The following is a 20700-nucleotide window of genomic DNA, read 5'->3' as shown; positions in this document are numbered from 1 at the left end:
GACCTCCAATGGTATAATACACTTATAGTTGTCATGTGCCTTATGTCTGGGCAGACAAATTCTGAAAACTGTAATTGTTAAGGAAAGTAGGAACCGTCTTGCGTATTTTCATTTATGTGATTATCTTTTTTTCTTTCTTCGACTTGTTCGCCCAGCTACCTATCATGAGTACGTATGCGGTATCTCTAGGCGCTAGTCCTTTTATCGCCGGATTAGCAGTTGGTATGTATTCGTTATCGAATACGTTCGGAAATATTATTTCGGGCATTTTTTCCGATCGAAAAGGCCCATTTGCAATTTTAGTCGTTGGACTCTTGTCGACAAGTACCACATTATTCACCTACTCCTTAATTGGCGGGCCCTATAGTTTACTCGCCGTGCGATTTCTGCACGGCTTAGCAGCTGGACTTGTAGTTCCCGCGGCCTTCACGTACTTAGCCAATCGAACAGAAACAGCTAAGCGTGGAAAAGGAGCAGCCATATCAGGCGCCTTTATCGGTTTAGCTGCGATTGTCGGGCCAGCTTACGGCGCTGTCTATACAAGTCGAAACAATGTTCCTGAAACGATGCTTCTAACCGGAACGATGATTTTCCTTGTTGGCGTAGCGGCCTTTTTAGCCTTGCGTCGAACCGCCGTAACAAAACACAAAACTATCAAAAACTCTGCGTCTTTGATAGATATTCTAAAAAATATCGGATTGATTCGTTCTTTTTCAGGTGCCTTTTTCCTGATGTTCTCACAAGGTGTGCTGGCTTATATGTTGCCACTTAAAGTTGATAGCCTTGGATTCGATTCTCAACTTAGCGGCTTGTTGTTGAGCACCTTCGGAATTTCTGCAATCTTAGTATTTCTGCTCCCAACCAACCGAATTTTTGACATCGTTAAACCCATTTATACGTTAATCGCTGGATTTACCATCATGGGAGTTTCATTATTCTTTGTAAGTTTGGTGTCAACCGAACTGTTGCTTTATGTGGGTATGTGTTTTTATGGACTTGGATTTGCTTTGCTGTTTCCGTCCATCAATTCCATTTTAATCGATTCGACCAGCACTTCGTCTCGTGGAAGATCCTATGGTTACTTTTACGCCTTTTTCTCCGCTGGTGTCGTTGTCGGTTCTGGTATTACAGGGGCTTTAGCCCTCAATCCCAATCAAGGATTTATTGTCAGTGGCTCTTTATTAGTTGCTTCTGCTTTACTTAATGTGCTGACTTTAAAGAAATAATCGGTAGTAAAAGGGGCTGTCCCAAAAAGTCATGAAACATGACTTTTGACGACAGCCCTTTTGTCTTTTTGTTGCAAGAACAGCTGGAGAAGATTAGGTATGTTTTCTCCACTAATTTTGGTTTCAGAAACGTACGTGAAAGCCTCTTATCTTTATAAATTATCTGTATTAATTTTGGTTTCTGGAGTAGCTGACTTCGTGTTTTCAGCCTTTTCGCTACCAGCGTCGTTTGATGACAACTTCACATCACTAGTTTCGTTGTCTTTCTTTTTTTGTTGTTGTTCGTTGTAGTACTGGATGCTTGCGGCTGCTCCACCTTCTGCAACCATTTTTTCTTCTCGATCTTCTGTAGTGTCTGAGACATTATCATCATTTGCAGTTGAATGATCGTTTTTGTTCAAATTTTGTGATTCCATGTAAGAATTCACCTTCACTTTCGTATCATTAAAAGCCTTAGTGGCTTTTTCACGATTTTCAGGATTTTTAAAATATGCATATGCTCCAGCAGCTAAACCTGCTAATAAGAGACCTCTTCCTCTTGCCATTTACAGCACTCCTTTATCCGTTTTTTTCATTACTTACTATTTACCCCGCTTTTCACAAAGCTAATCCTAAATTAGATGTCAAAAGTATTACAGTTAATTACGCGTCCACTTCATGTCAACGTGCGGAATTCCATCTTCATCATAGCTTTCTGAAGTAGGCTGGAATCCAAAAGATTGATAAAACTCTTGCAAGTATACTTGTCCTTGCAATTGAATTGCCTGCGCCTGCCATTGTTCCGAAATATAGTCGATGCTCTTCTCGATCAATTGTTTGGCTAACCCGCGTCCTCTTGCCTCTTTGTGAACGATAACTCGACCAATTGACGGAAACTCATACTTGAGACCAGCCGGAACTAATCGCGCATAGGCCAATATCGCGTCATTTTCACTGTAAAGTAAATGAATAGCTTGCTGGTCCAAACCATCTATTTCTGGATAAGGACAGTTTTGTTCAACTACAAATACATCAACTCGCAACTTTAGCACATCATATAATGTGCGTGCTGATAAATCATCAAACTGATAGATTTTAAAATCCATATCTTAATAGTCACCCCTTTACTTCTATTATTCCACATTAGTGGCTATTCACCTTTATTTTTGATATGATTGCAGAAAGAATTTCAGAGGTGATTACATGATTCGTACCGGTACATCTGCAGATATCTCATCTGTTCAAGAGATCGCCAAAGTGAGTTGGAATGATACGTATGCAGGAATCATTCCCTCTACTGTTCAAGAAAGTTTTCTCGATAAATCCTATTCTACTCCGATGATGGAGATGCGTTTAAAAAGAACCATTTTATTACTGGCAGAACACGAAGGGCAGCCTGTCGGTTTTGCCAACTTCACGAAAGTCGATGAGGATGGCGATGCTGAGCTAATCGCTATTTACATGAAACCAGAATTTCAACGTTCCGGTTACGGTAAGCAATTATTTGACAGTGGCTTAAGTCATCTTGCCAATGGCCATCAGTTATTTGTCTACGTTGAAAGTGAAAATACAAAGGGTCGCAACTTCTATGAAACGAACGGCTTTAAGTTTTTGGAGGAATTCGAAGAATTATTCGAAGGACATCCTTTGCAAACTGCCAAATACGTTTACTACTTAAAAACAGCCGCCTTGTAGAGGTGGCTGTTTTTATAAATTCAATAAAAAAGACGTTCAGGCGATTTCAGCCTGAACGTCTTTTTTATTTGTGGAACACTCCTATAGCGGACGGTAAGGGGTGTCATCATCATTACGTATTTTTGTATCGTCGTTACGTAATGAATCTTCTTTGCGGTGCAACTGATCTTCTTGGTATTTAAAATCATCACCACGTAAATTCTGATTTGACTCTATCCGAGGTTTTCGGACAAAACACATAATGGCAGCGATGTAAAACAGAATAGACGTTAATGACAACAATCCTGCAAACAATCCTGCAATAATAAAGAATACGCCAGCAATCGATGCTTTCCCTTTTTTACGAAGATTGATTAGCGCCACAATCGCCAAAATTGTACTTAGCGCCAATAATGCAATCGTTACCCATCCCACAACATTAAAACCTGAAGACATCATATCTAGCATTAACTGTACATCCTCTGGATTTGTTATTGTCGGATCTGCTAACATTTCCTCTTCCATGAATTGTCGCATCTCTGGCATAGTCGAATAACTGACCATCGCAAAACCGATTAAAGCCATTGCTAAAATGTTAAAAACAATTCCAATAATACCCAATACTTTTTCACCCGCTCGATTCACGGTGTTCTGAATCATGCGATTCACCTCTTTCTTTTGAGTTCTTAAGCTAGTATACGTAATAATTGCAGAGTTTAGTTGCTTACTTTATGCTTTTCCCTTAATTAAATTAATAAAACCTGTTTAAACAGCTCTCTTCTGGGTATTTTATTAATAACAAAGATTTGAAAGGGGTTCTAAAAAATGGAAAAAAATCTAATTTTTAGTCAAGCAGATTTTATGTACGGAGTTGGTGGAGCATCAATTTTGACAGCCATTGTTCTTTTTATAACCAGCATTTAAATGGAGGTAATGAATGGAAAACTACATAGCAGACTATTAACAAAAAGCAATCCACTCATTTGAAAGAGGATTGCTTTTTGTATGCCTTTTTTGTTGGTATAGCTAATAGAACAGGGTATAATTTTTTATATTTTCACATCGTCGTATTCTTTGTAACGATCAAAAGCAGTTACTGCATAAGAACAAACGGGCTCTACTTTAAAATTATTTTCGCGAGCAAAGTTCACCGCCTGGTCTAATAATTTTTTAGCCAGACCTTTGTTGCGCATTGATTCATCGACAAAAGTATGTTCAATCACCATCACGTCAGCTAACTTCGTCCACGCAATTTCTGCTTTCATAACGCCTTCTACTTCCAGACGGTAAGCAAATTCATCACTGCCTAATTCAACCAATTTAAAATCCATTTTTCAGTCTCCTCCTATTCACTAATTCCTCTTCAACAGATAAAAACACGTCAATTTCAATATGTTCTGTTACTAAAATATCGAAAGTTACGAACGTTTGTTTATATGTATTTCGCCAAGCACACCTTTATCTCCTGTTAAAAACACCTAAATAGCTTGCTCTTCTTTACAGAGTAGCTATTCTTTGATTTTTTTCACTTGCGTTAGAAACCCAAATTAACGGCATATACCCCGATTTATGAAATTGTTCTTATCTCGAATTCAAGATAACAAACTTATCCTATCATTCACTTTTATTTCCTGCAAACCATTTGATTCAACAAAAAAACAGACACATTCTCGAAAGGAGAGTATGCCTGCTTCAAATTAGTTTATCCAACCGCTAACTGTATCGGCTATTTTTTTAAAGAAAGATTTCACACTTTCCCAGAAGCCTTCGTCATTAACGATTGTCGTAAGCTTATCCTCAATCGTCTTACTCAAGTCTTCCAATTGCGTTGACCACTTTGAAAAGTCAATATCCAATTGACGAATGCGGTCCATCAAATCTACTAATAATTGACGGTCTTCCGGACTCAACTCAATTTGAAGTTTGCTCAATTGTTCTTCAACAATTTGTTCTACTTCTTCGCGAGATGCAGGATTTTTTTCAGCAATTTGTTTTTTGATTTCAGTTAATAACTCACTGACTTTAGCATCTTCTATCCCGCCATCTGCAAGTTCAGTTGCCACAGTTAACTCATCATTGGCGACGTCTGTCCGTTCTGGATCCAACTTTTCACCATTTACTTCATAGGCTTTGTAGATTCCGACAAGTGCCGAATGGCCAGTTACCGCTTTTGGTGCCGCAACTTCTACTGTAGCGTTTTCGATACCCGCTGTCAGCATAGCATTTCCATACATTTCAGAAGTCACTTGTGTGATGTTTTCTGGTGTCACGATGTTAATGACTAATCCTGCGCCTTCATCTTTACGAGTAATTTTAGCAGATGAATACATATTGGCACGGGAATCTCCGTCTTTAATGTACTTGATCAAATCTTCACCGGTCACTTCAATTTCTTCTACATCTACTTCTTCTGCGACATCTAGGCTGTCAGCTACAGATGCTTTTTCATCAGCTGATAAATTCCCTCCATAGACGACGATTGGCAGACCGAATTTCTCGTTAATGCCGACATTTGCCGAACTGTATGACGGCAATACGACAGACAGTGTAAACAGTAATGCTATGACAGTCATTATTTTTTTCATGTTAACTTGCCCCTTTCTTCAAATTAATACGAAATTAACTTGAAAAGGTTCCTTTACTTAGTTGACTTAGTCCATCCTTCTTCTTGGATGATCTGCCGATTTTTATACAATTTACCAATAGCACGCTTAAAAGCAGCTTTGCTCATGCCGAAAATTTCTTGAATTTCGTCTGGAGAAGACTTGTCGGTAAATGGCATTTGTCCGCCTGACTCTTCTAGATAACGCATAATTTGTTCAGAATCGTCCAGTAAGCGTTCTTGTTTGCGCGGCAATAAAGAACCATTCAATGTTCCATCATCTTTTACGCCAATAATACGAACTGTTTTTTCTTCTCCTAAACGCGGCTCTTCTTGACGTTCAGTTTCATGGATGAAAATTCGGTGCATATCAGGTACAGATAGCATAAACGTACCGACTGGCAATAATCGATAAGCACGTGCCTGTAAGTTTTGGTTGAAAACTGTTTCCGGAGCTGGTTGCATCAATTCTAGTACTTTTTCTTCGGTTGCTAGACGTCCGTACAAATCACCGTGACGATCTGTTCGAAGTGTCATAAAAATATGATCACCTTGTTTTGGCCACAACTCCAAAATTTGTGGAAGGTCCGCAGGCAACAAATACACTTCACGTGTCGTGCCAATATCCACTACTGCACCTTCACGCTGAGATACTTTTAATACTTTAGCCCAGCCATACTCACTTGGCAGAATATGCGGAATCATCGGAGTTGCTGAAACGCCACCTTGTCGATTGCGGTAAAGAAAAACTTCAATTTCTTCTCCAATTTCCTGGCCTTCTTCTATTTCTGATTCGTTCATCATTACTTCATCGCCTGAGCCATCTGATAAAATCCATTGCGATGTCGAACGATCTTTCACTTGTAGTAATGCTTTTAATCCTGGGTGTAACGCCATAATTAGCTCCTCCTATTTCTGTTCACTATCTTTTCCTTCTTTTTTTAACTGTTCCAGTTTGTCCCTAAAATCCGGGCTTTCTTCAAGTAGTTGGACCAAATCGGTAATCCGATCGATTGAATTCCAGCTCAAGTGGTGTTCAATACCTTCAACATCTTCATAGATTCGTTCTTCATCTACACCGATCAATTGGAGAAATTGCTCGAGCAAGCCATGTCGTTCCAATAACCGTTTGCCAAGTTTCTGGCCTCTAGGCGTTAACACAAGGCCTCTATAGCGTTCGTATATCAAGTAGCCATCTTTATCCAGCTTCTGTACCATCTTAGTTACAGATGAAGGTAACACGGATAAGGCCTCCGCGATATCCGATACACGCGCATAGCCTTTTTGCTCAATTAAAGAATAAATGATTTCAATGTGGTCTTCCATACTTGGAGTAGGCAAAATTCTTTCCTCCCTCACGTAGCTATGTTCAGTTTACTATACCGCCATCATTGAAACAACTGGACTGAGTTCACCGTAAAACAATTCATTTTTCAGAAAGGTTTAAGGCAATTATCTTAGGGGTAAGTACTTAGTATAATAAATATTTAAGTAGAAAGGTTAGGTGAAAAAAATGGCACGTATTCTTTGGATTATTCTTGCAGTTATTATTGTAGTATGGCTTATCGGATTCTTAATGCAAGTTGGTGGCGGACTCATACACATTCTTTTAGTTATTGCTGCAATTATTCTAGTTATCAACTTAATTACCGGACGTAAGGGCTTATAACTGCCTTATTTATCACAAACAAAAGAGTTGTCTCAAAAGTCATCTTACCTGACTTTTGGTGGCAACTCTTTTTTGTTTATTCGTCTAATAGCAAAAGCAGGAGGAGAGAACATTCTCCTTACCTGCTTTTTTAAAGCTTATTGGTGGATTTTAGCATAAACACACGTATCGCGAAGTTTGTTTCCTACACGGGAAATCGTATCGTTGCGCAAAATGCCTTCTAACTCGAAATTTAACCGGTGTGCTACTGCACGGCTGCGAACATTGTCAGGATCACAGCGAATTTCGACACGATTAGCGCCCAGTTCCTCAAAAGCAAATCGCGTAATGCGCTCTACTGCCTCTGTAACAAACCCTTTCCCCTCAAAACGGCTATCGACCCAATAGCCAATTTCAAATTTCCGCACTTCCCAGTCAATCCGGTGAAGTCCCGTAGAGCCAATAAATTGCCCAGTTTCCTTCAAGAAAAAATGCAATCGCAAATCTTTACGCAATTTAAAATCTGCGGCAGCTTCAATTAACGTCGCTTCGGTTTGTGCCAGGTCGGGCTTTTGTTGCGCAAATGGCAGCCAAGGTCGGAATGCTTCTAGAGAATGCATAACAGCTTCGTAACTAGCTTGTGCATCTTCTCTTCTAGGTGCCCGTATGAGCAATCGCTCCGACTCAAACTCGTCGGGAAAAGCGAGTAGAACCGGATTGAAAGGTGATTCTTGCGTCTCGATTACGGTATCGTCCCACAAGACCGGCGTGGTAATTCCTGCCTGCCAGTCTTCACGGGTCATGCCATAAGTCACTGCATCGTAATAGCGGTTTTCCCGTGGAGAAAACCACGCTTGCCGCAAATGAGCTTCTTTGACAAAGCCTGTTCGTTCAAAAGCTTTACGCATCGCAAAATTATCGTGGCGCGTATTACCTTCTAGACGAATTTTCTTTTCTGATAATGAAAAAACAAAATCTGCAATCATTTTTAATGCTTTTGGACCATAGCCCTTGTTACGATAAGGATCCGCAATTCGCAAATCAAAAAGAGGAATGTCGTCTTGCAAATCAAATATTTTCACTAAGCCGACTTGTTGGTTTTCTTCGTCTTCAATCCAAAACGTCGTTACTTGATCTGACTTATAACCGCCTTCTTCAATTGTTTTCTCAATCAAAGCTCGGACTGGATGTTCATGACCATGAAAAGGCCACGAATTTGTTGTCATAAAATGAATTAGCTGTTCCTGCTCTTCCATTGTCCACTCAGTTAACTTCAATACAAAACCTCCAAACGTACCTCACTTCTGAACTTTCACAAGACGTAACGCATTCAAAATAACCAATAGCGTGGCACCCATGTCTGCAAAAATAGCAATCCATAAAGTTAACCAGCCTGGAATAATTAACAGCAATGCAATAATCTTGAGTCCTAACGCAAAGACGATGTTTTCTTTTATTATACGCAATGTCTTTCGGCTGAGTCGAATCGTGTAAGGAAGTTTTTCCAAATCGTCCGCCATCAATGCGATGTCCGCTGTTTCAAGTGCGGCATCTGTTCCTGCTCCGCCCATTGCAATACCAATACTTGAAGCCGCTAAAGCCGGTGCATCGTTAATGCCATCTCCGACCATTGCTACTCGCCTATACTGTTTTTGCAGTTCTTTAATTGCTGATAATTTATCTTCTGGCATTAATCCTGCTCGGACATCTGTGACGCCGATTTCTGCTGCAATGGCTGTTGCTGTTGCTGGATGATCTCCAGTCAACATGATAATTTGGTTGATGCCCATTCCTTTTAGTTTTTCGATAATCGAAGGGCTTTCTGTACGAATAGCGTCGGCTACCGCGATAATGCCGAGCAATACCGTTTCTGAAAATACAGCTGTCACAGATTTTCCACTCTCTTGCAGTTTACGCGCTTTTTCAGGAATACGTAAGCCTTTTTCTTCAGCCCAATTTAAACTACCGACGTAAAGAACTGTTTCATTAACAGTGGCATATGCACCTTTACCTGTAACGGAATTGAAGTTTTCAGAAGGATATGTGCTTGCTGCTTGTTTTGTGATAGCTCTAGCTAAGGGATGCTGCGACATTGCTTCTACGGATGCTGCAAGATTCAACAACTCTTGTCGTTCAATTGCGTCTTGCACTAAAACATCCGTCACTTCAGGATATCCTTTCGTTAACGTTCCCGTTTTGTCAAAAGCAACGGCATTAATCCGTCCGGTTTCCTCTAAATGAATACCGCCTTTAATGAGTACTCCTTGGCGTGCAGCATTGCCGATAGCTGTCACTATCGCAACGGGCGTAGAGACAACCAATGCGCACGGACATCCTACTACAAGTACGGCTAATCCTTGATACACCCAAATTTCCCAGTTACCCGTTAGAAATCCTGGAACTAATGCGACTAAAAAAGCGATGACAATGACTGCTGGTGTGTAGTACTTTGCAAACTGATCGATAAATTTCTGAGTCGGTGCTTTTTCAGCTTGTGCTTCTTCGACAAGATGAATGATTTTGGCGATGGTAGTATCTTCGACACGTTTTGTAACCGTGACTTCAAGTGCTCCTTCTTCATTCATCGTGCCTGCAAAAACTTCATCTCCGACTGTTTTGACTGCAGGAATTGACTCTCCTGTAATCGCTGCCTGATTAACGGCGGATTGTCCGCGTAGAACAGTTCCATCCATGGCGATCTTTTGTCCCGGTTTAACAATTAGCACGTCTCCTATGCGAATATCTTCTGTATCCAACTCCATCAGTTCGCCGCCGCGTTGAATGAATGCACGCGCTGGCGCTAAATCCATTAAGCTGCGAATCGACTGACGGGCTTTGTTCATAGAGAACGATTCTAACGCTTCACTGACAGCGAACAAAAAGACCACTACAGCACCTTCACGCCATTCGCCAATAATGACGGCACCAATGATTGCAATCGTCATTAAGGTTTTCATATCGAACTGGAAGCCACTGAGATTTTTCAGCCCAGTCCAAAACATATGATAACCACCTATTGCCATAGAACCCGCAAATAACGCAATCGACCAAGGATGCGTTTCGTCTAGTTGAAACGATACGATAATTCCAGCGATCAATAGCAGTAGTGATAGAACGGTCTCTATCGTCTGGCGTCGTTGGTAGAAAGGAACATGCTTGATCTTTTGTTTTTCAGGATAGACACGGATATGATCGAAAGCACCTGCTTTTTCAAGCGCTTCGATCGTTACATTCCCATCAATCGTTAGTTTAGACGCACCAAAATTCAAATTAACATTTTTGATTTCAGGCAAATTCAAGACGTTTTTTTCAAATTTAGCTGCACAGCTAGTACACGATAAATTTTCCAAACGATAGGTTTTAACCAATCTCCACACCTTCTTTCGTGTGTTCGTGAGCAATTGTCACCAATTGACGAACATGATCATCAGACAAGGAATAGTAAATTTGTTTTCCTTTGCGCTCAGATTTCGCCAATGCTCTTTCTCTTAAGTAACGCAAATGATGGGAAGCTGTTGCTGTAGAGGACCCAATGACCGCTGCAATATCACAGACGCACATTTCCTCTTCTATTGTTAAGGCGTATGCGATACTCAGTCTTGTTTCATCCGCCAGCGCTTTAAATAAGTTCGCTACATCGCTCAGGTCGGTCATACTTTCTTGTACACGATCAACAACTTCTGGATGGACCTTCGTCACTTCACACAATTCTTTCATACGGCACCTCTTTCATTCAAATAAATGTTTGATTGTTTCTTTCAGTATATTCGCTCTAGCAGCGACAGTCAAACGTCCATTTGAATGAATTGTATTTACATACTAAAAAAAAGGTGATACAGTTTTATAGCCTGTTAGTGAACAAATTCACTAACTAATACGTTGCTACCCGTTCTAAAGCTGTTAGACAATGAGTGATTTCTCATTAGTTTTCATAAAAAAGATGAGGTATGGAGTCAACCCACTAAGACTTTTAATAGAAACAGTTGATTTTCAACAGCCTGGATCAAGGAAAATTATAATAGAAGGAAGTGAACATTTTTGAATACACTATCTTATAAAGAACAATGGTTCGGCAATATCCGCGGAGACGTTTTGGCCGGAATTGTTGTCGCACTTGCACTTATTCCGGAAGCGATTGCTTTCTCAATCATCGCGGGTGTCGATCCGATGGTTGGTTTATACGCTTCGTTTTCAATTTCCGTCATCATCGCTTTTGTCGGTGGACGGCCAGGTATGATTTCGGCAGCAACGGGAGCTATGGCACTCGCTATGGTCTTGCTAGTTCGTGATCATGGTCTGGACTATTTACTAGCCGCCACCGTGCTAACGGGTGTGTTGCAGTTAATTTTTGGTCTTTTAAAAGTTGCCCGTTTTATGAAATTTATCCCACGGGCTGTCATGATTGGTTTTGTCAACTCGTTAGCGATTTTGATTTTCATGGCACAAGTACCGTTTATTTTCGGCATTAATGCGTTGACTTACGTTTTTGTTGGCGTTACGTTGGCGATTGTTTATATTTTGCCTCGTTTTTTCACAGCTATTCCAGCACCTTTGATTGCAATTCTTGTCTTGACAGGTGTTGTTATATACAGTGGAATCGATATGCAAAATGTCGGTAGTCTTGGTACCATTTCACAAACATTGCCAAGCTTCTTTATCCCGAGCGTACCATTTAATTTCGAAACTTTACAAATTATTTTCCCAACTGCCTTGGCACTTTCCGTTATCGGTTTGCTCGAGTCTTTATTAACTGCGTCGATTATTGATGATGCAACAGAAACTGGATCCGATAAAAACCAAGAAGCGCGGGGACAAGGCATTGCAAACATTATTACTGGCTTTTTCGGTGGAATGGCAGGTTGTGCGATGATCGGACAATCAGGCATTAACGTTCAGTCTGGAGGACGTGGACGATTGTCAAGCTTTGTTGCTGGGGCCTTCCTAATGTTCCTCATTATCGTTTTGGGCAATTGGGTTGTCCAAATTCCAATGCCTGTTCTAGCTGGCATTATGGTAATGGTTTGCATCGGTACTTTTGACTGGAGTTCGTTCAAGTATTTAGCGACAGCTCCAAAAGCTGATGCCATCGTTATGTTGTTAACAGTTGTAGTTGTTGTTTATACACATGATTTATCAAAAGGTGTATTTGCCGGTGTTATTTTAAGCGCTATGTTGTTTGCCGCTAAAATTTCTAAGGTCGAAGTGCGTAAAGAAGGATTAGAATCCAATGTGTCGAATAGATATACCATACATGGACAATTATTTTTCGCTTCTTCACAAGATTTTGTTTCTGCATTCGACAAAGTTGAAGCTTCTGAACAAGTTGTATTGGACTTTTCAGATGCAACGGTATGGGACGACTCAGGCGTTGGAGCAATCGACCGGGTCATGAACAAACTGCAAGCACAAGGACAGTCTGTTGAGATTGTCGGGTTAAATGCTTCAAGTCAAAAGCTTGTAGACAAACTAGCAACCTTCAGTACTGCAAGTAAAGGCACATCATAAGGAGGATGCTTTATGTATGAGAAAATTTTAGTGGCAGCAGATGGCTCGGATCATTCAAAACGAGCTGCTCATGAAGCCGTCAGAATGGCCAAAACTAATCCACAGGCTTTTGTCACTTTGCTTTATGTCATCGATTACGAAAAAGCACGGACAGAAATTCTTCATGGCCAAAGTAGCGACGAAGTTCATTTGGAACGTCGTAAGCATCTAGTACCACTCGAAGAAATCTTCCGGTCTGCTGGTATTAACTTTGAAACGAAGACGCTTCACGGTGTTCCTGGACCAACCATCGTCAAACATGCTAATGAGACTGGTTACGATGTCGTCTTGATCGGCAGCCGCGGATTAAACACATTGCAAGAAATGGTACTTGGCAGCGTCAGCCATAAAGTGGCTAAACGCGTTGAGGCACCCGTTATTATCGTCAAATAAATTTAGCTACTTAATAAAAGATCCCTTTGCGATTTTCGCAAAGGGATCTTTTAAAGCATGTAACCATAGCCTAAGCTAAACAGCACAACTCCACTGACTACAGTGAGTAAAACGTAGCCGCCGCCTGTTAACCATTTGCCGTCCTCTAAATCTTTTACAACATCCAAAGCCATCGTTGAAAACGTTGTAAAAGCTCCAAGAAATCCAGTAATCCAAAAAACCGACAAATTGCCGCTGCCTATAAATAGACCAAGTACCAATGAACCAATACTGTTAACTAGCCAAGTTGCAACTTTTGGCTGCCATAATCGACTTTCAACCAATAAGTAAAATACGTAACGCGTGATTGCTCCTAAAAATCCACCAATTGCGATACCGATCATGACGGTACTCCTTTTCGACCAGTCCACAGACCTGCTCCTGCTGCTGCAATGCACGCAACTGTCATCGTCATAGCAAAAACCAAGCCCCACCAGATAGACGACTCTAGCTGGTGGAACCAGTCAGCTGAAAATGCTGAAAACGTCGTAAACGACCCTAACAACCCGGTTGATATCAATAACCTCAGCTCTGCCGATTTCCGAGTTAATCGAACAGCCGCTAGTCCAATTAAAAAGCTACCCGCTATATTGACAAGCCAAAGACCCAATCCTTCTGCGACCGCCATGTATATGCTTGCACGCAAAAGCGATCCGATCATTCCGCCAAGCCCTACCGCCAGTATTCTTTTCATTTCAACCGCCTCGCATCTGTTTTCTTCCAGTATAACTTATTCAGCTTTTAATATTAATATCGATCCTTCCACGTCATCGATGATTTCGGTTTCGTGGAAATCCCCTTCAGCCCAATCGTCCACTTGGTTATGGAAGTAATCCGATTTCAAATGCCCACTCAGTCCAGGACCCACAATATGATAAGCGCTCGATAAATCCGCAAGATCTGCTACAAAACGCCACGATGCTCCGTGATCAACATTACCTTCTGGCGTAGATGCCGCAGCTTGCACGGTAATGTTAGAACCTCCAATTGGCACGGGATCTGGATTAAGAAATTCAGCGAAAATTGGAGATGCACTTGCTAGTGGATGTGGGAAAGTTAATTGATGTTGCTCTCCCCAGTTCCACTCAGCCAAGTCCGTCCCTTGTTCACCTTCAATTTCAGTAACCGCTGTCTCTAGTGAATCCACAAGCCATTTTTCCACACCACCGTATTCCGTTACCCAAACGCCTTCTTTCCCAGCAAATGCATTGCGCATCATTTCATCCGTGATGTGATTTTTTCCATCCAACATTTTAAAAACGTCTTTCGGAAACTCTTCGGCAAGCAAAGTCTCCGGTAATTGCTTAATCCATTTATGGAACACTAAAGGCGCAGCCTGTTCTTTACTATCAACTTGGTCCCACTCTTCGAGCATTGTCAATACTTCATCGTAGTCATCCGTTTTACTACGTACCGTAGCAATCATATCCACTAAAAATTCAGCGGCGTATAAATTCTTCTGATCCATCTGCAAATCCATCATATCCTGCGCTGTCAATTCATCTGATGCTTCTAGCACCTCCGCAATCCGTTCATAACGATACGGTTGCGCCCAGAAATCAGTAATGTGATAAGGATAAGCATTGTCAATCACTTCATTATTCGCTGTCGCAATAAACCCTTCTTCTGGATTGACCGATCGTGGCAGCTCATCAAAAGGTATATAGCCTTCCCAGCCGTAGTCAGCTGAATCTCCCGGAACTGGTAATTGTCCATCTCCTGATTTTCGGATAGGAATCCGACCATTTGCTTTATAGGCGATTGTTCCATCTGTGGAAGCGAAGACAAAGTTTTGCGCAGGTGCTTGAAAATCTTCTAGCGCCAGTTCGAATTCTTCCCAATTGGATGCTTTATTGAAATTTAGTACTGCTTGTAATTCAAGTGTCGGCTCAAGAGCTGTCCACTGCATGGAAAAGACCGCTCCTGCCTGTTCTTTGTCGTACAGTATATTCGAAACAACAGGACCATGCCTTGTCACCAACACTTCAAAGTCTTCCGTTTCTCCGTCTTTCACCTTGATGGGCTCTTTCCTTACTTCTGCTTGTTCCCATGCTCCTTCATAACGAAACTGTGTCGGATCTTCAGGATTGGGTGTTTCGATATAAAGGTCCTGAACATCCGGTCCAACATTAGTAACACCCCAAGCAATTTCTTCATTGTGACCAAGAATAATTCCAGGAATACCAGCAAAAATAACTCCACTTACATTTTGTTTAGGTGATTCTAAATGCATCTGGTACCAAATAGACGGAGTACTAAGACCAAGATGCGGATCATCTGCGAGCAAAGGTTTACCACTCGCTGTTTTGTCACCTGACACCACCCAGTTGTTGCTGCCGTTAAATTCAGGTGGAATCACAGAAGTGTCGAATTCACCTGCTACTTTGACTGACTGTTGTTTATTTGCCGCCAAAATTGCCGGTGCGTTTTCAGGGTATTGGATAAATAACTCGCGCGCTTTGTCTTCTGGAAATTCGTTCAATGCCCAGTGGCGAACAGCAAGTGTGTTCCAATGTCCTCCAAGATCATAAGCCATGAATTTGCCGATTGTCAGCGAATCTACTGTTGTCCACTCGGTAGGTTCATAACCGAGAAGCGCAAATTCAAAACTCAAATCACCATTTTCTTTTGCCTCTTCCATATAAGCATTGACGCCTTCTGTATACCATTCTAGTACTTGCTTAGCTTCTGCATCGTAGCCTTCCCAAGATTTTTCAGCAGCATCTCGCAAACTAAAAGTTCGGAAAAACTTATCAGTATCGACTGCATCTGCTCCGATTACTTCTGCCAATTGCCCACTCGCTTGTCTGCGCGATAAATCCATTTGGAACATCCGGTCCTGCGCCTGCACATACCCTTGCGCCCGGTAAAGATCTGCGTCTGTGTCTGCCTGTATATGAGGAACTCCAATTTCATCGCGTGTAACTGTTGCATCGGTATCCAATATAGCTACTGCCACTTGTCCTTCAATAACAGGCTTAGACTTGGTTATGTAAACGTTTACAAATATGAGTGCTGCTACCGCCACTGTGACAAGAACACCCAGAACACCTAAAAGCCATTTAAGCCACGTCTTTTTTTTCACTTTTTTCTCCATTAACTTTCCTCCTCTTTCTTATCGTACTTCATTCGACTAGCGAAGGAAAAATACCTTTTTTCTAAAAAATCCTGCGCTCAGTTACCCACTCTAAAGAGGCTGCGAAGTCTTTCTTGTATTTTACACCTAAAAAAAATGCCCCTTTTAAGGGACATCCGACAAATCAAGTTCGATCTTCTCCTACAATCTTCACTTCAAGTTCTAAATCAATACCGAATTTTTCCATAACAGTTGCTTTAACCATCTCAATTGTCTGGATATAATCGTTGGCTGAGGCATTGTCTTTATTAACAATAAACCCTGCATGTTTAGTAGAAACTTCCGCACCGCCAAACCCTCGTCCTTGCAAGCCGCTATCTTGAATTAACTTTCCTGCAAAATTACCAGGCGGTCGTTTAAAGACACTGCCTGCGGAAGGAAATTCCAACGGTTGTTTCGTTTCACGCTGATACGTCAATTCACTCATTTTGGCATCAATAACCGTTTGTTTACCCACCTCTAATTCAAACTCAGCAGACAACACGTAAAATCCTTCTTTTGTAATAATGCTCTTTCGATAACCAAGACCTAAATCGTCCTTAGACAACACCCGTTTTTCTCCTTCTTTCGAAAGAACTGTTGCTTGAACGATAATATCTTTAATTTCTCCGCCATAAGCACCGGCATTCATCGCCATGGCTCCACCGATAGAACCTGGGATTCCACAAGCAAATTCAAATCCTGTCAGTTGTTTTGCTGCAGCGGTTTTTGATACCTGTTTAATATTTGCTCCACCTTGAGCATAAACTTTCGTACCTTCTATATGGATCGTTTGTAAACTCTTTAAAGTTAGAACGATGCCACGAAACCCTCCATCTCGAACGACCATATTCGATCCATTTCCAAGAAGTAATAAAGGGATATTGTTTGTATATGCGTATTTCACTGTAAATGCAGTTTCATCTTCAGTCGTTGGTGCCACAAAGATATCAGCTGGCCCACCCATTTTAGTTAATGTATGAAGGTGTAGCGGTTCATCCATTTTAACGTGATCATCTGCTAAAAAAACACGCAAATCTACCAACCATTGTTCTTTCGTCATCTAAAGCAAATCCCTTCTAAACTTATAGCTTCTACTAGTATCTAATTTTCAGCCTGATTTGACAAGCAATATAACAAAGTTCAGGTCAAAAGTCCAATTAAACATTCTCTCGAATCTGAGACTTGTTCATCAAAAACGATTGACTTTGAAATTTGATGAGGCTATATTTAGGGTTGTAAGTCGGACCAGGAGGTAGTTGATTTGAAAAAGTGGACGATCGACGCAACACATTCAGAAATTAGCTTTTCTGTAAAACATATGATGATCTCGAATATAAAAGGTTCTTTCACTTCTTATGAAGCAAACGTTGAAGCCAATGAAGAAAATTTGCAGGGTGCATCAATCGACTTTAAAATCGATGTCACCAGCATCAACACCAATAACTCAGACCGCGACCAACATCTTCTTTCCGCTGACTTTTTCAACGCTGAGCAATTTCCATACATCACATTTACCGCTAATGACATTGTAAAAAAAGACAACAATTATGAATTAACTGGTGACTTCACCATGAAAAACATCACACGACCAACTACTTTCAAAGTAGCGTACGGCGGCAAAGGTACCAACTTATGGGGCAACGAAATAGTAGCATTTACCGTAGCCGGAAAAATAAATCGTCAAGACTTCGGTCTAACGTGGAACCAGGCGCTTGAAGCAGGTGGCGTGATGGTCGGTGAAGACATCAAAATCACACTGGAATTACAAGGCACTCCCGCTTAAAAAGCCCAGTAAAAAGCAGTGAGAGGATTTTTCCTCTCACTGCTTTTTACGTATTGGTGCTACACGGGCGCTTGCGCTTTTTTTGTCCAGACTCCTGCGCCCAACACCTCGGGTCATAAGTCATCCCGGCTGTGCGGCAAAATGCGCCGCTCTGCCAGTCTGTCTTATGCCTGTCGGTGCTACACGGGCGCTTGCGCTTTTCTATACTTCTTCGATCTTTTTCAATGGTTTAACCGCGGGTCCGTTTAGTACGTCTCCGGTATAGGAGAACCGCGAACCGTGACATGGGCAGTCCCAAGAACGCTCGGCGTCATTCCAAGCAACATCACATCCCATGTGGGTACATGCGGTATCGACGAGATGGACTTGACCGAATTCGTCCCGGTAACCGCCTGCTTTTTTCTTGCCGACTTTCACTAATGCCCCTTCGTCTTTGCCTAAGTCTTCAACTTTTCTTGATGGTCTTTTCAGCTTACCTGTAACCAATGCCTTAGCAACGGATGCGTTATCTTTCGCAAAATTCTTGGCGTCTTCTGTTTTGACTTTTGTGCGGGTTGGATTAAACAAAGCAGCATACCGATTTTCGATACCGAGCACTTGATCTGACAGCATCATACCTGCTAATGCGCCGTTCGACATGCCCCACTTATGAAAACCAGTCGCTACTAGAATATTGTCATAGCCCGCAGTAATTGTTCCGATGTAAGGGATTTTGTCGAGCGTCGTCATATCTTGAGACGACCAGCGATACGGAATCTCTTGAATTCCGAAATGCTCGTCGCCAAACTTCTCAAGATTATGATAATGCTCCATCGTCTGACTTGAGCTTTTACCTGTCGTATGGCCATCGCCACCAATTAGCAATAGTTTTTCGCCATTTTCATCTATTGCATAACGCAGAGAACGCGAAGGCAAATCTCCGCTAATGTACATATCATTTGGAACATTGCCGCTTACTTTAGCTGCAATGGCATACGAACGATTGACGGATAAACGCGAAAAATACAAACCGTCAAAATCATTGAATGGGTAATGGCTAGCAACAATCACTTTATTGCATGATAAATGTGAAAGATTTTCAGTTTGAATGACCGGATCGTTTTTGCTCAAAATTTTTATTGCACGTGTCTGTTCGTAAATTTTCCCGCCTAGTCGCTCAATTTCTTTCACCAGGCCTGCCAAAAATTTTACTGGATGAAACTGTGCTTGATTGCGCATGACTACCGCTTCTGTAATAGGAAACGGCAACTCCGCCTCTTCTTTTGCCAATTCGCCGTCAATGCCTAGTTGCCGATAGGCTTCCGCTTCTTTTTCAATCAGTTTTGCACCTGTAGCTGTATGCGCATAAACAAACGCATTGTGATGAGAAAAATCACAATCGATATCAAGTTCATGGGCAGTTCCTTCTATAAATTTCAACCCTTCCATGTTCGCCTGATAATAGAGTTTTGCTTGTTCTTGTCCGACTATGTTAATCAACGAATCATAATACAGGCCATGCTGCGCTGTTATTTTCGCCGTCGTACGCCCTGTTACGCCATCGACTAATTTCCCAGCTTCAATCAATGTCACTTTTCTACCAGCTTTTGCCAGCAAATAAGCACTAATGATCCCCACCATTCCTCCCCCTACAACCGCTATATCTGTAGACTCATTTTCTTGCAAAGCGGGGTAGTTTGGAATATCTTTGTATTCTCTCCAATAAGACTTTTGCTCTTCCGGAACTCGACTCTCGCCATTACTCTGCACTTGCGTCATTCCTCCTTAGAAAGCTTTTTATAGATGTCTACCCCTATTACAAATTCTTAATCAGCTTAGCTATTCGAAAAGCATCATTCTCCAATTATTTGGATATACTGTCGGAAAGAGCTCGAATACTGTCCAGATTTCAGAAATACTGTCCATTTCATCTCCTTTACTGTCCAATTCGCTGGATTTACTGTCTAAATTAAAAAATACGACCCGTTAAGGTCGTCTTTATCACTTTATATTATGCATTTACTTTAACTAATGAATTGGCAACTTGTTCTACACGCTGCATTCCCTCAGCTTTGATTTCTTCCGCGCGATCAGGGTACATATTGTGTCCCTCAATGATCACTTCTTCAATGTCAGTGATTCCGAAGAAGTCCATAATCAACCGAATGTAGTTGACACTCATTTCAGCTGGGGCCATTTCTGGTGTTGAATAAACTCCTCCACGTGCGTTCAAGATAATGACTTTCTTATTAGGCACAAGACCGACTGGGCCTTCAGCCGTATATTTGAATGTCACACCTGCACGGTAAACGTAGTCGATGAACGTCTGCAATGGCGCAGGAATTGTTTTATTCCATAATGGGAATGCAAAAACAACCACATCAGCTTCCATAAATGCATCCATTGCTTTGTTAGCCGCTGTCAAAATGCGCTGTTCTAGCTCAGTCATTTCTTCGGCCTTTGCTGATTTTTGCATTGCATCAAAAAAGTCCTGGCCGAAATACGGCATATCTTCTTTGAAAACGTCGAACGTATTGATATCAAGTTCTGTATCTGTGCCGATCGAATCCATAAACACTTCATACATTTTGCTCGATACCCCTTCAGATGATGGGCGATTATTTGCTTTTACTACTAAAACGTTTGTCATTAGTTTAAAACTCCTCTTGTCATCATATAAAAACTAGTACTATCGATTTGAAAATCTCATTAATT

Annotated in this window: 22 protein-coding genes; 6 read left to right on the top strand and 16 right to left on the bottom strand. The window is 41.4% G+C overall.

Translation table 11 applies throughout. The features are described from left to right. The first annotated feature begins 98 nt into the window (after positions 1-98). A complete protein-coding gene (locus AJGP001_RS02530; RefSeq protein WP_078080109.1) occupies positions 99-1226 on the top strand; it encodes an MFS transporter in 1128 nt (375 codons plus the stop codon). 152 nt (positions 1227-1378) lie between these two features. On the opposite strand, the gene AJGP001_RS02525 is transcribed toward AJGP001_RS02530, so the two are convergent. Further along, positions 1379-1771, bottom strand: coding sequence for a hypothetical protein (locus tag AJGP001_RS02525; protein ID WP_071153525.1), 393 nt, complete (start codon positions 1769-1771; stop codon positions 1379-1381). A gap of 93 nt (positions 1772-1864) precedes the next feature. After that, on the bottom strand, positions 1865-2311 hold the full coding sequence (locus AJGP001_RS02520; RefSeq protein WP_058386406.1) for a GNAT family N-acetyltransferase: 447 nt from the start codon (positions 2309-2311) through the stop codon (positions 1865-1867). Positions 2312-2408: 97 nt separating this feature from the next. On the opposite strand from AJGP001_RS02520, the gene AJGP001_RS02515 reads away from it, so the two are divergent. After that, complete coding sequence (locus AJGP001_RS02515; protein ID WP_078080108.1) at positions 2409-2900, top strand: GNAT family N-acetyltransferase; 492 nt, start codon at positions 2409-2411, stop codon at positions 2898-2900. An 81-nt stretch (positions 2901-2981) separates the two neighbouring features. On the opposite strand, the gene AJGP001_RS02510 is transcribed toward AJGP001_RS02515, so the two are convergent. The 5 genes from AJGP001_RS02510 to mntR all read right to left on the bottom strand — a co-directional run bounded on the left by AJGP001_RS02510 (position 2982) and on the right by mntR (position 6822). Then, the gene (locus AJGP001_RS02510) at positions 2982-3539 is read right to left on the bottom strand and encodes a DUF4064 domain-containing protein (protein WP_058386408.1); all 558 of its coding nucleotides are present in this window, start codon (positions 3537-3539) and stop codon (positions 2982-2984) included. Between the two features lie 389 nt (positions 3540-3928). Further along, the gene (locus AJGP001_RS02505; protein ID WP_071153524.1) at positions 3929-4210 is read right to left on the bottom strand and encodes a GNAT family N-acetyltransferase; all 282 of its coding nucleotides are present in this window, start codon (positions 4208-4210) and stop codon (positions 3929-3931) included. Between the two features lie 366 nt (positions 4211-4576). Further along, a complete protein-coding gene (locus AJGP001_RS02500; protein ID WP_058386410.1) occupies positions 4577-5464 on the bottom strand; it encodes a DUF1002 domain-containing protein in 888 nt (295 codons plus the stop codon). A 53-nt stretch (positions 5465-5517) separates the two neighbouring features. Then, positions 5518-6378 carry a CvfB family protein gene (locus AJGP001_RS02495; RefSeq protein WP_058386411.1) on the bottom strand — a complete coding sequence of 287 codons (861 nt, stop codon included), beginning with the start codon at positions 6376-6378 and terminating at the stop codon, positions 5518-5520. A gap of 12 nt (positions 6379-6390) precedes the next feature. Beyond that, positions 6391-6822, bottom strand: a complete 432-nt coding sequence (gene mntR / locus AJGP001_RS02490; RefSeq protein ID WP_058386412.1) for a transcriptional regulator MntR — start codon at positions 6820-6822, stop codon at positions 6391-6393. Between the two features lie 172 nt (positions 6823-6994). On the opposite strand from mntR, the gene AJGP001_RS17320 reads away from it, so the two are divergent. Continuing rightward, positions 6995-7150 (top strand): lmo0937 family membrane protein, encoded by a 156-nt coding sequence (locus tag AJGP001_RS17320; protein WP_143039509.1) that lies wholly within the window; start codon positions 6995-6997, stop codon positions 7148-7150. 137 nt (positions 7151-7287) lie between these two features. Here AJGP001_RS17320 and AJGP001_RS02485 read toward each other — a convergent pair whose 3' ends face one another. Genes AJGP001_RS02485 through AJGP001_RS02475 form a run of 3 tightly spaced genes read right to left on the bottom strand, consistent with a single transcriptional unit; the run spans position 7288 to position 10846 of the window. Next, positions 7288-8406 (bottom strand): GNAT family N-acetyltransferase, encoded by a 1119-nt coding sequence (locus AJGP001_RS02485; protein ID WP_071153521.1) that lies wholly within the window; start codon positions 8404-8406, stop codon positions 7288-7290. A gap of 21 nt (positions 8407-8427) precedes the next feature. Beyond that, complete coding sequence (locus AJGP001_RS02480) at positions 8428-10497, bottom strand: heavy metal translocating P-type ATPase (RefSeq protein WP_071153520.1); 2070 nt, start codon at positions 10495-10497, stop codon at positions 8428-8430. Beyond that, positions 10490-10846 carry an ArsR/SmtB family transcription factor gene (locus tag AJGP001_RS02475; protein WP_058386415.1) on the bottom strand — a complete coding sequence of 119 codons (357 nt, stop codon included), beginning with the start codon at positions 10844-10846 and terminating at the stop codon, positions 10490-10492. Before AJGP001_RS02475 ends, AJGP001_RS02480 begins: the two co-directional genes overlap by 8 nt. A 321-nt stretch (positions 10847-11167) precedes the next feature. Here AJGP001_RS02475 and AJGP001_RS02470 point away from each other — a divergent pair, with 321 nt between their 5' ends. Together AJGP001_RS02470 and AJGP001_RS02465 are read left to right on the top strand one after the other, a co-directional pair. Continuing rightward, positions 11168-12634 carry a SulP family inorganic anion transporter gene (locus tag AJGP001_RS02470; protein ID WP_058386416.1) on the top strand — a complete coding sequence of 489 codons (1467 nt, stop codon included), beginning with the start codon at positions 11168-11170 and terminating at the stop codon, positions 12632-12634. A gap of 12 nt (positions 12635-12646) precedes the next feature. Beyond that, on the top strand, positions 12647-13066 hold the full coding sequence (locus tag AJGP001_RS02465) for a universal stress protein (RefSeq protein ID WP_058386417.1): 420 nt from the start codon (positions 12647-12649) through the stop codon (positions 13064-13066). 50 nt (positions 13067-13116) lie between these two features. Here the strand turns inward: AJGP001_RS02465 and AJGP001_RS02460 are convergent, their stop codons facing one another. From AJGP001_RS02460 to murB, 4 genes are all read right to left on the bottom strand, one after another. Continuing rightward, a complete protein-coding gene (locus AJGP001_RS02460; protein ID WP_071153519.1) occupies positions 13117-13449 on the bottom strand; it encodes a fluoride efflux transporter FluC in 333 nt (110 codons plus the stop codon). After that, a complete protein-coding gene (locus AJGP001_RS02455; RefSeq protein WP_058386419.1) occupies positions 13446-13799 on the bottom strand; it encodes a fluoride efflux transporter FluC in 354 nt (117 codons plus the stop codon). Before AJGP001_RS02455 ends, AJGP001_RS02460 begins: the two co-directional genes overlap by 4 nt. A 36-nt stretch (positions 13800-13835) precedes the next feature. Then, positions 13836-16202: a penicillin acylase family protein gene (locus AJGP001_RS02450; RefSeq protein WP_078080107.1), complete on the bottom strand. Its 2367-nt coding sequence runs from the start codon at positions 16200-16202 to the stop codon at positions 13836-13838. A gap of 163 nt (positions 16203-16365) precedes the next feature. After that, on the bottom strand, positions 16366-17283 hold the full coding sequence (gene murB / locus AJGP001_RS02445; protein ID WP_078080106.1) for a UDP-N-acetylmuramate dehydrogenase: 918 nt from the start codon (positions 17281-17283) through the stop codon (positions 16366-16368). Between the two features lie 201 nt (positions 17284-17484). Here murB and AJGP001_RS02440 point away from each other — a divergent pair, with 201 nt between their 5' ends. Further along, the gene (locus AJGP001_RS02440) at positions 17485-18006 is read left to right on the top strand and encodes a YceI family protein (protein ID WP_078080105.1); all 522 of its coding nucleotides are present in this window, start codon (positions 17485-17487) and stop codon (positions 18004-18006) included. A 201-nt stretch (positions 18007-18207) separates the two neighbouring features. Here the strand turns inward: AJGP001_RS02440 and AJGP001_RS02435 are convergent, their stop codons facing one another. After that, positions 18208-19764 carry an FAD-dependent oxidoreductase gene (locus tag AJGP001_RS02435; RefSeq protein ID WP_425439667.1) on the bottom strand — a complete coding sequence of 519 codons (1557 nt, stop codon included), beginning with the start codon at positions 19762-19764 and terminating at the stop codon, positions 18208-18210. Between the two features lie 232 nt (positions 19765-19996). Further along, entirely contained in the window at positions 19997-20635 is a 639-nt protein-coding gene (locus tag AJGP001_RS02430; RefSeq protein WP_071153518.1) for an FMN-dependent NADH-azoreductase, read from the bottom strand. Between the last annotated feature and the right edge of the window lie 65 nt (positions 20636-20700).

The organism is Planococcus faecalis (genome assembly GCF_002009235.1).
Taxonomy (GTDB): Bacteria; Bacillota; Bacilli; order Bacillales_A; family Planococcaceae; genus Planococcus; species Planococcus kocurii.
This window is presented reverse-complemented; position numbering and strand designations above follow the sequence as displayed.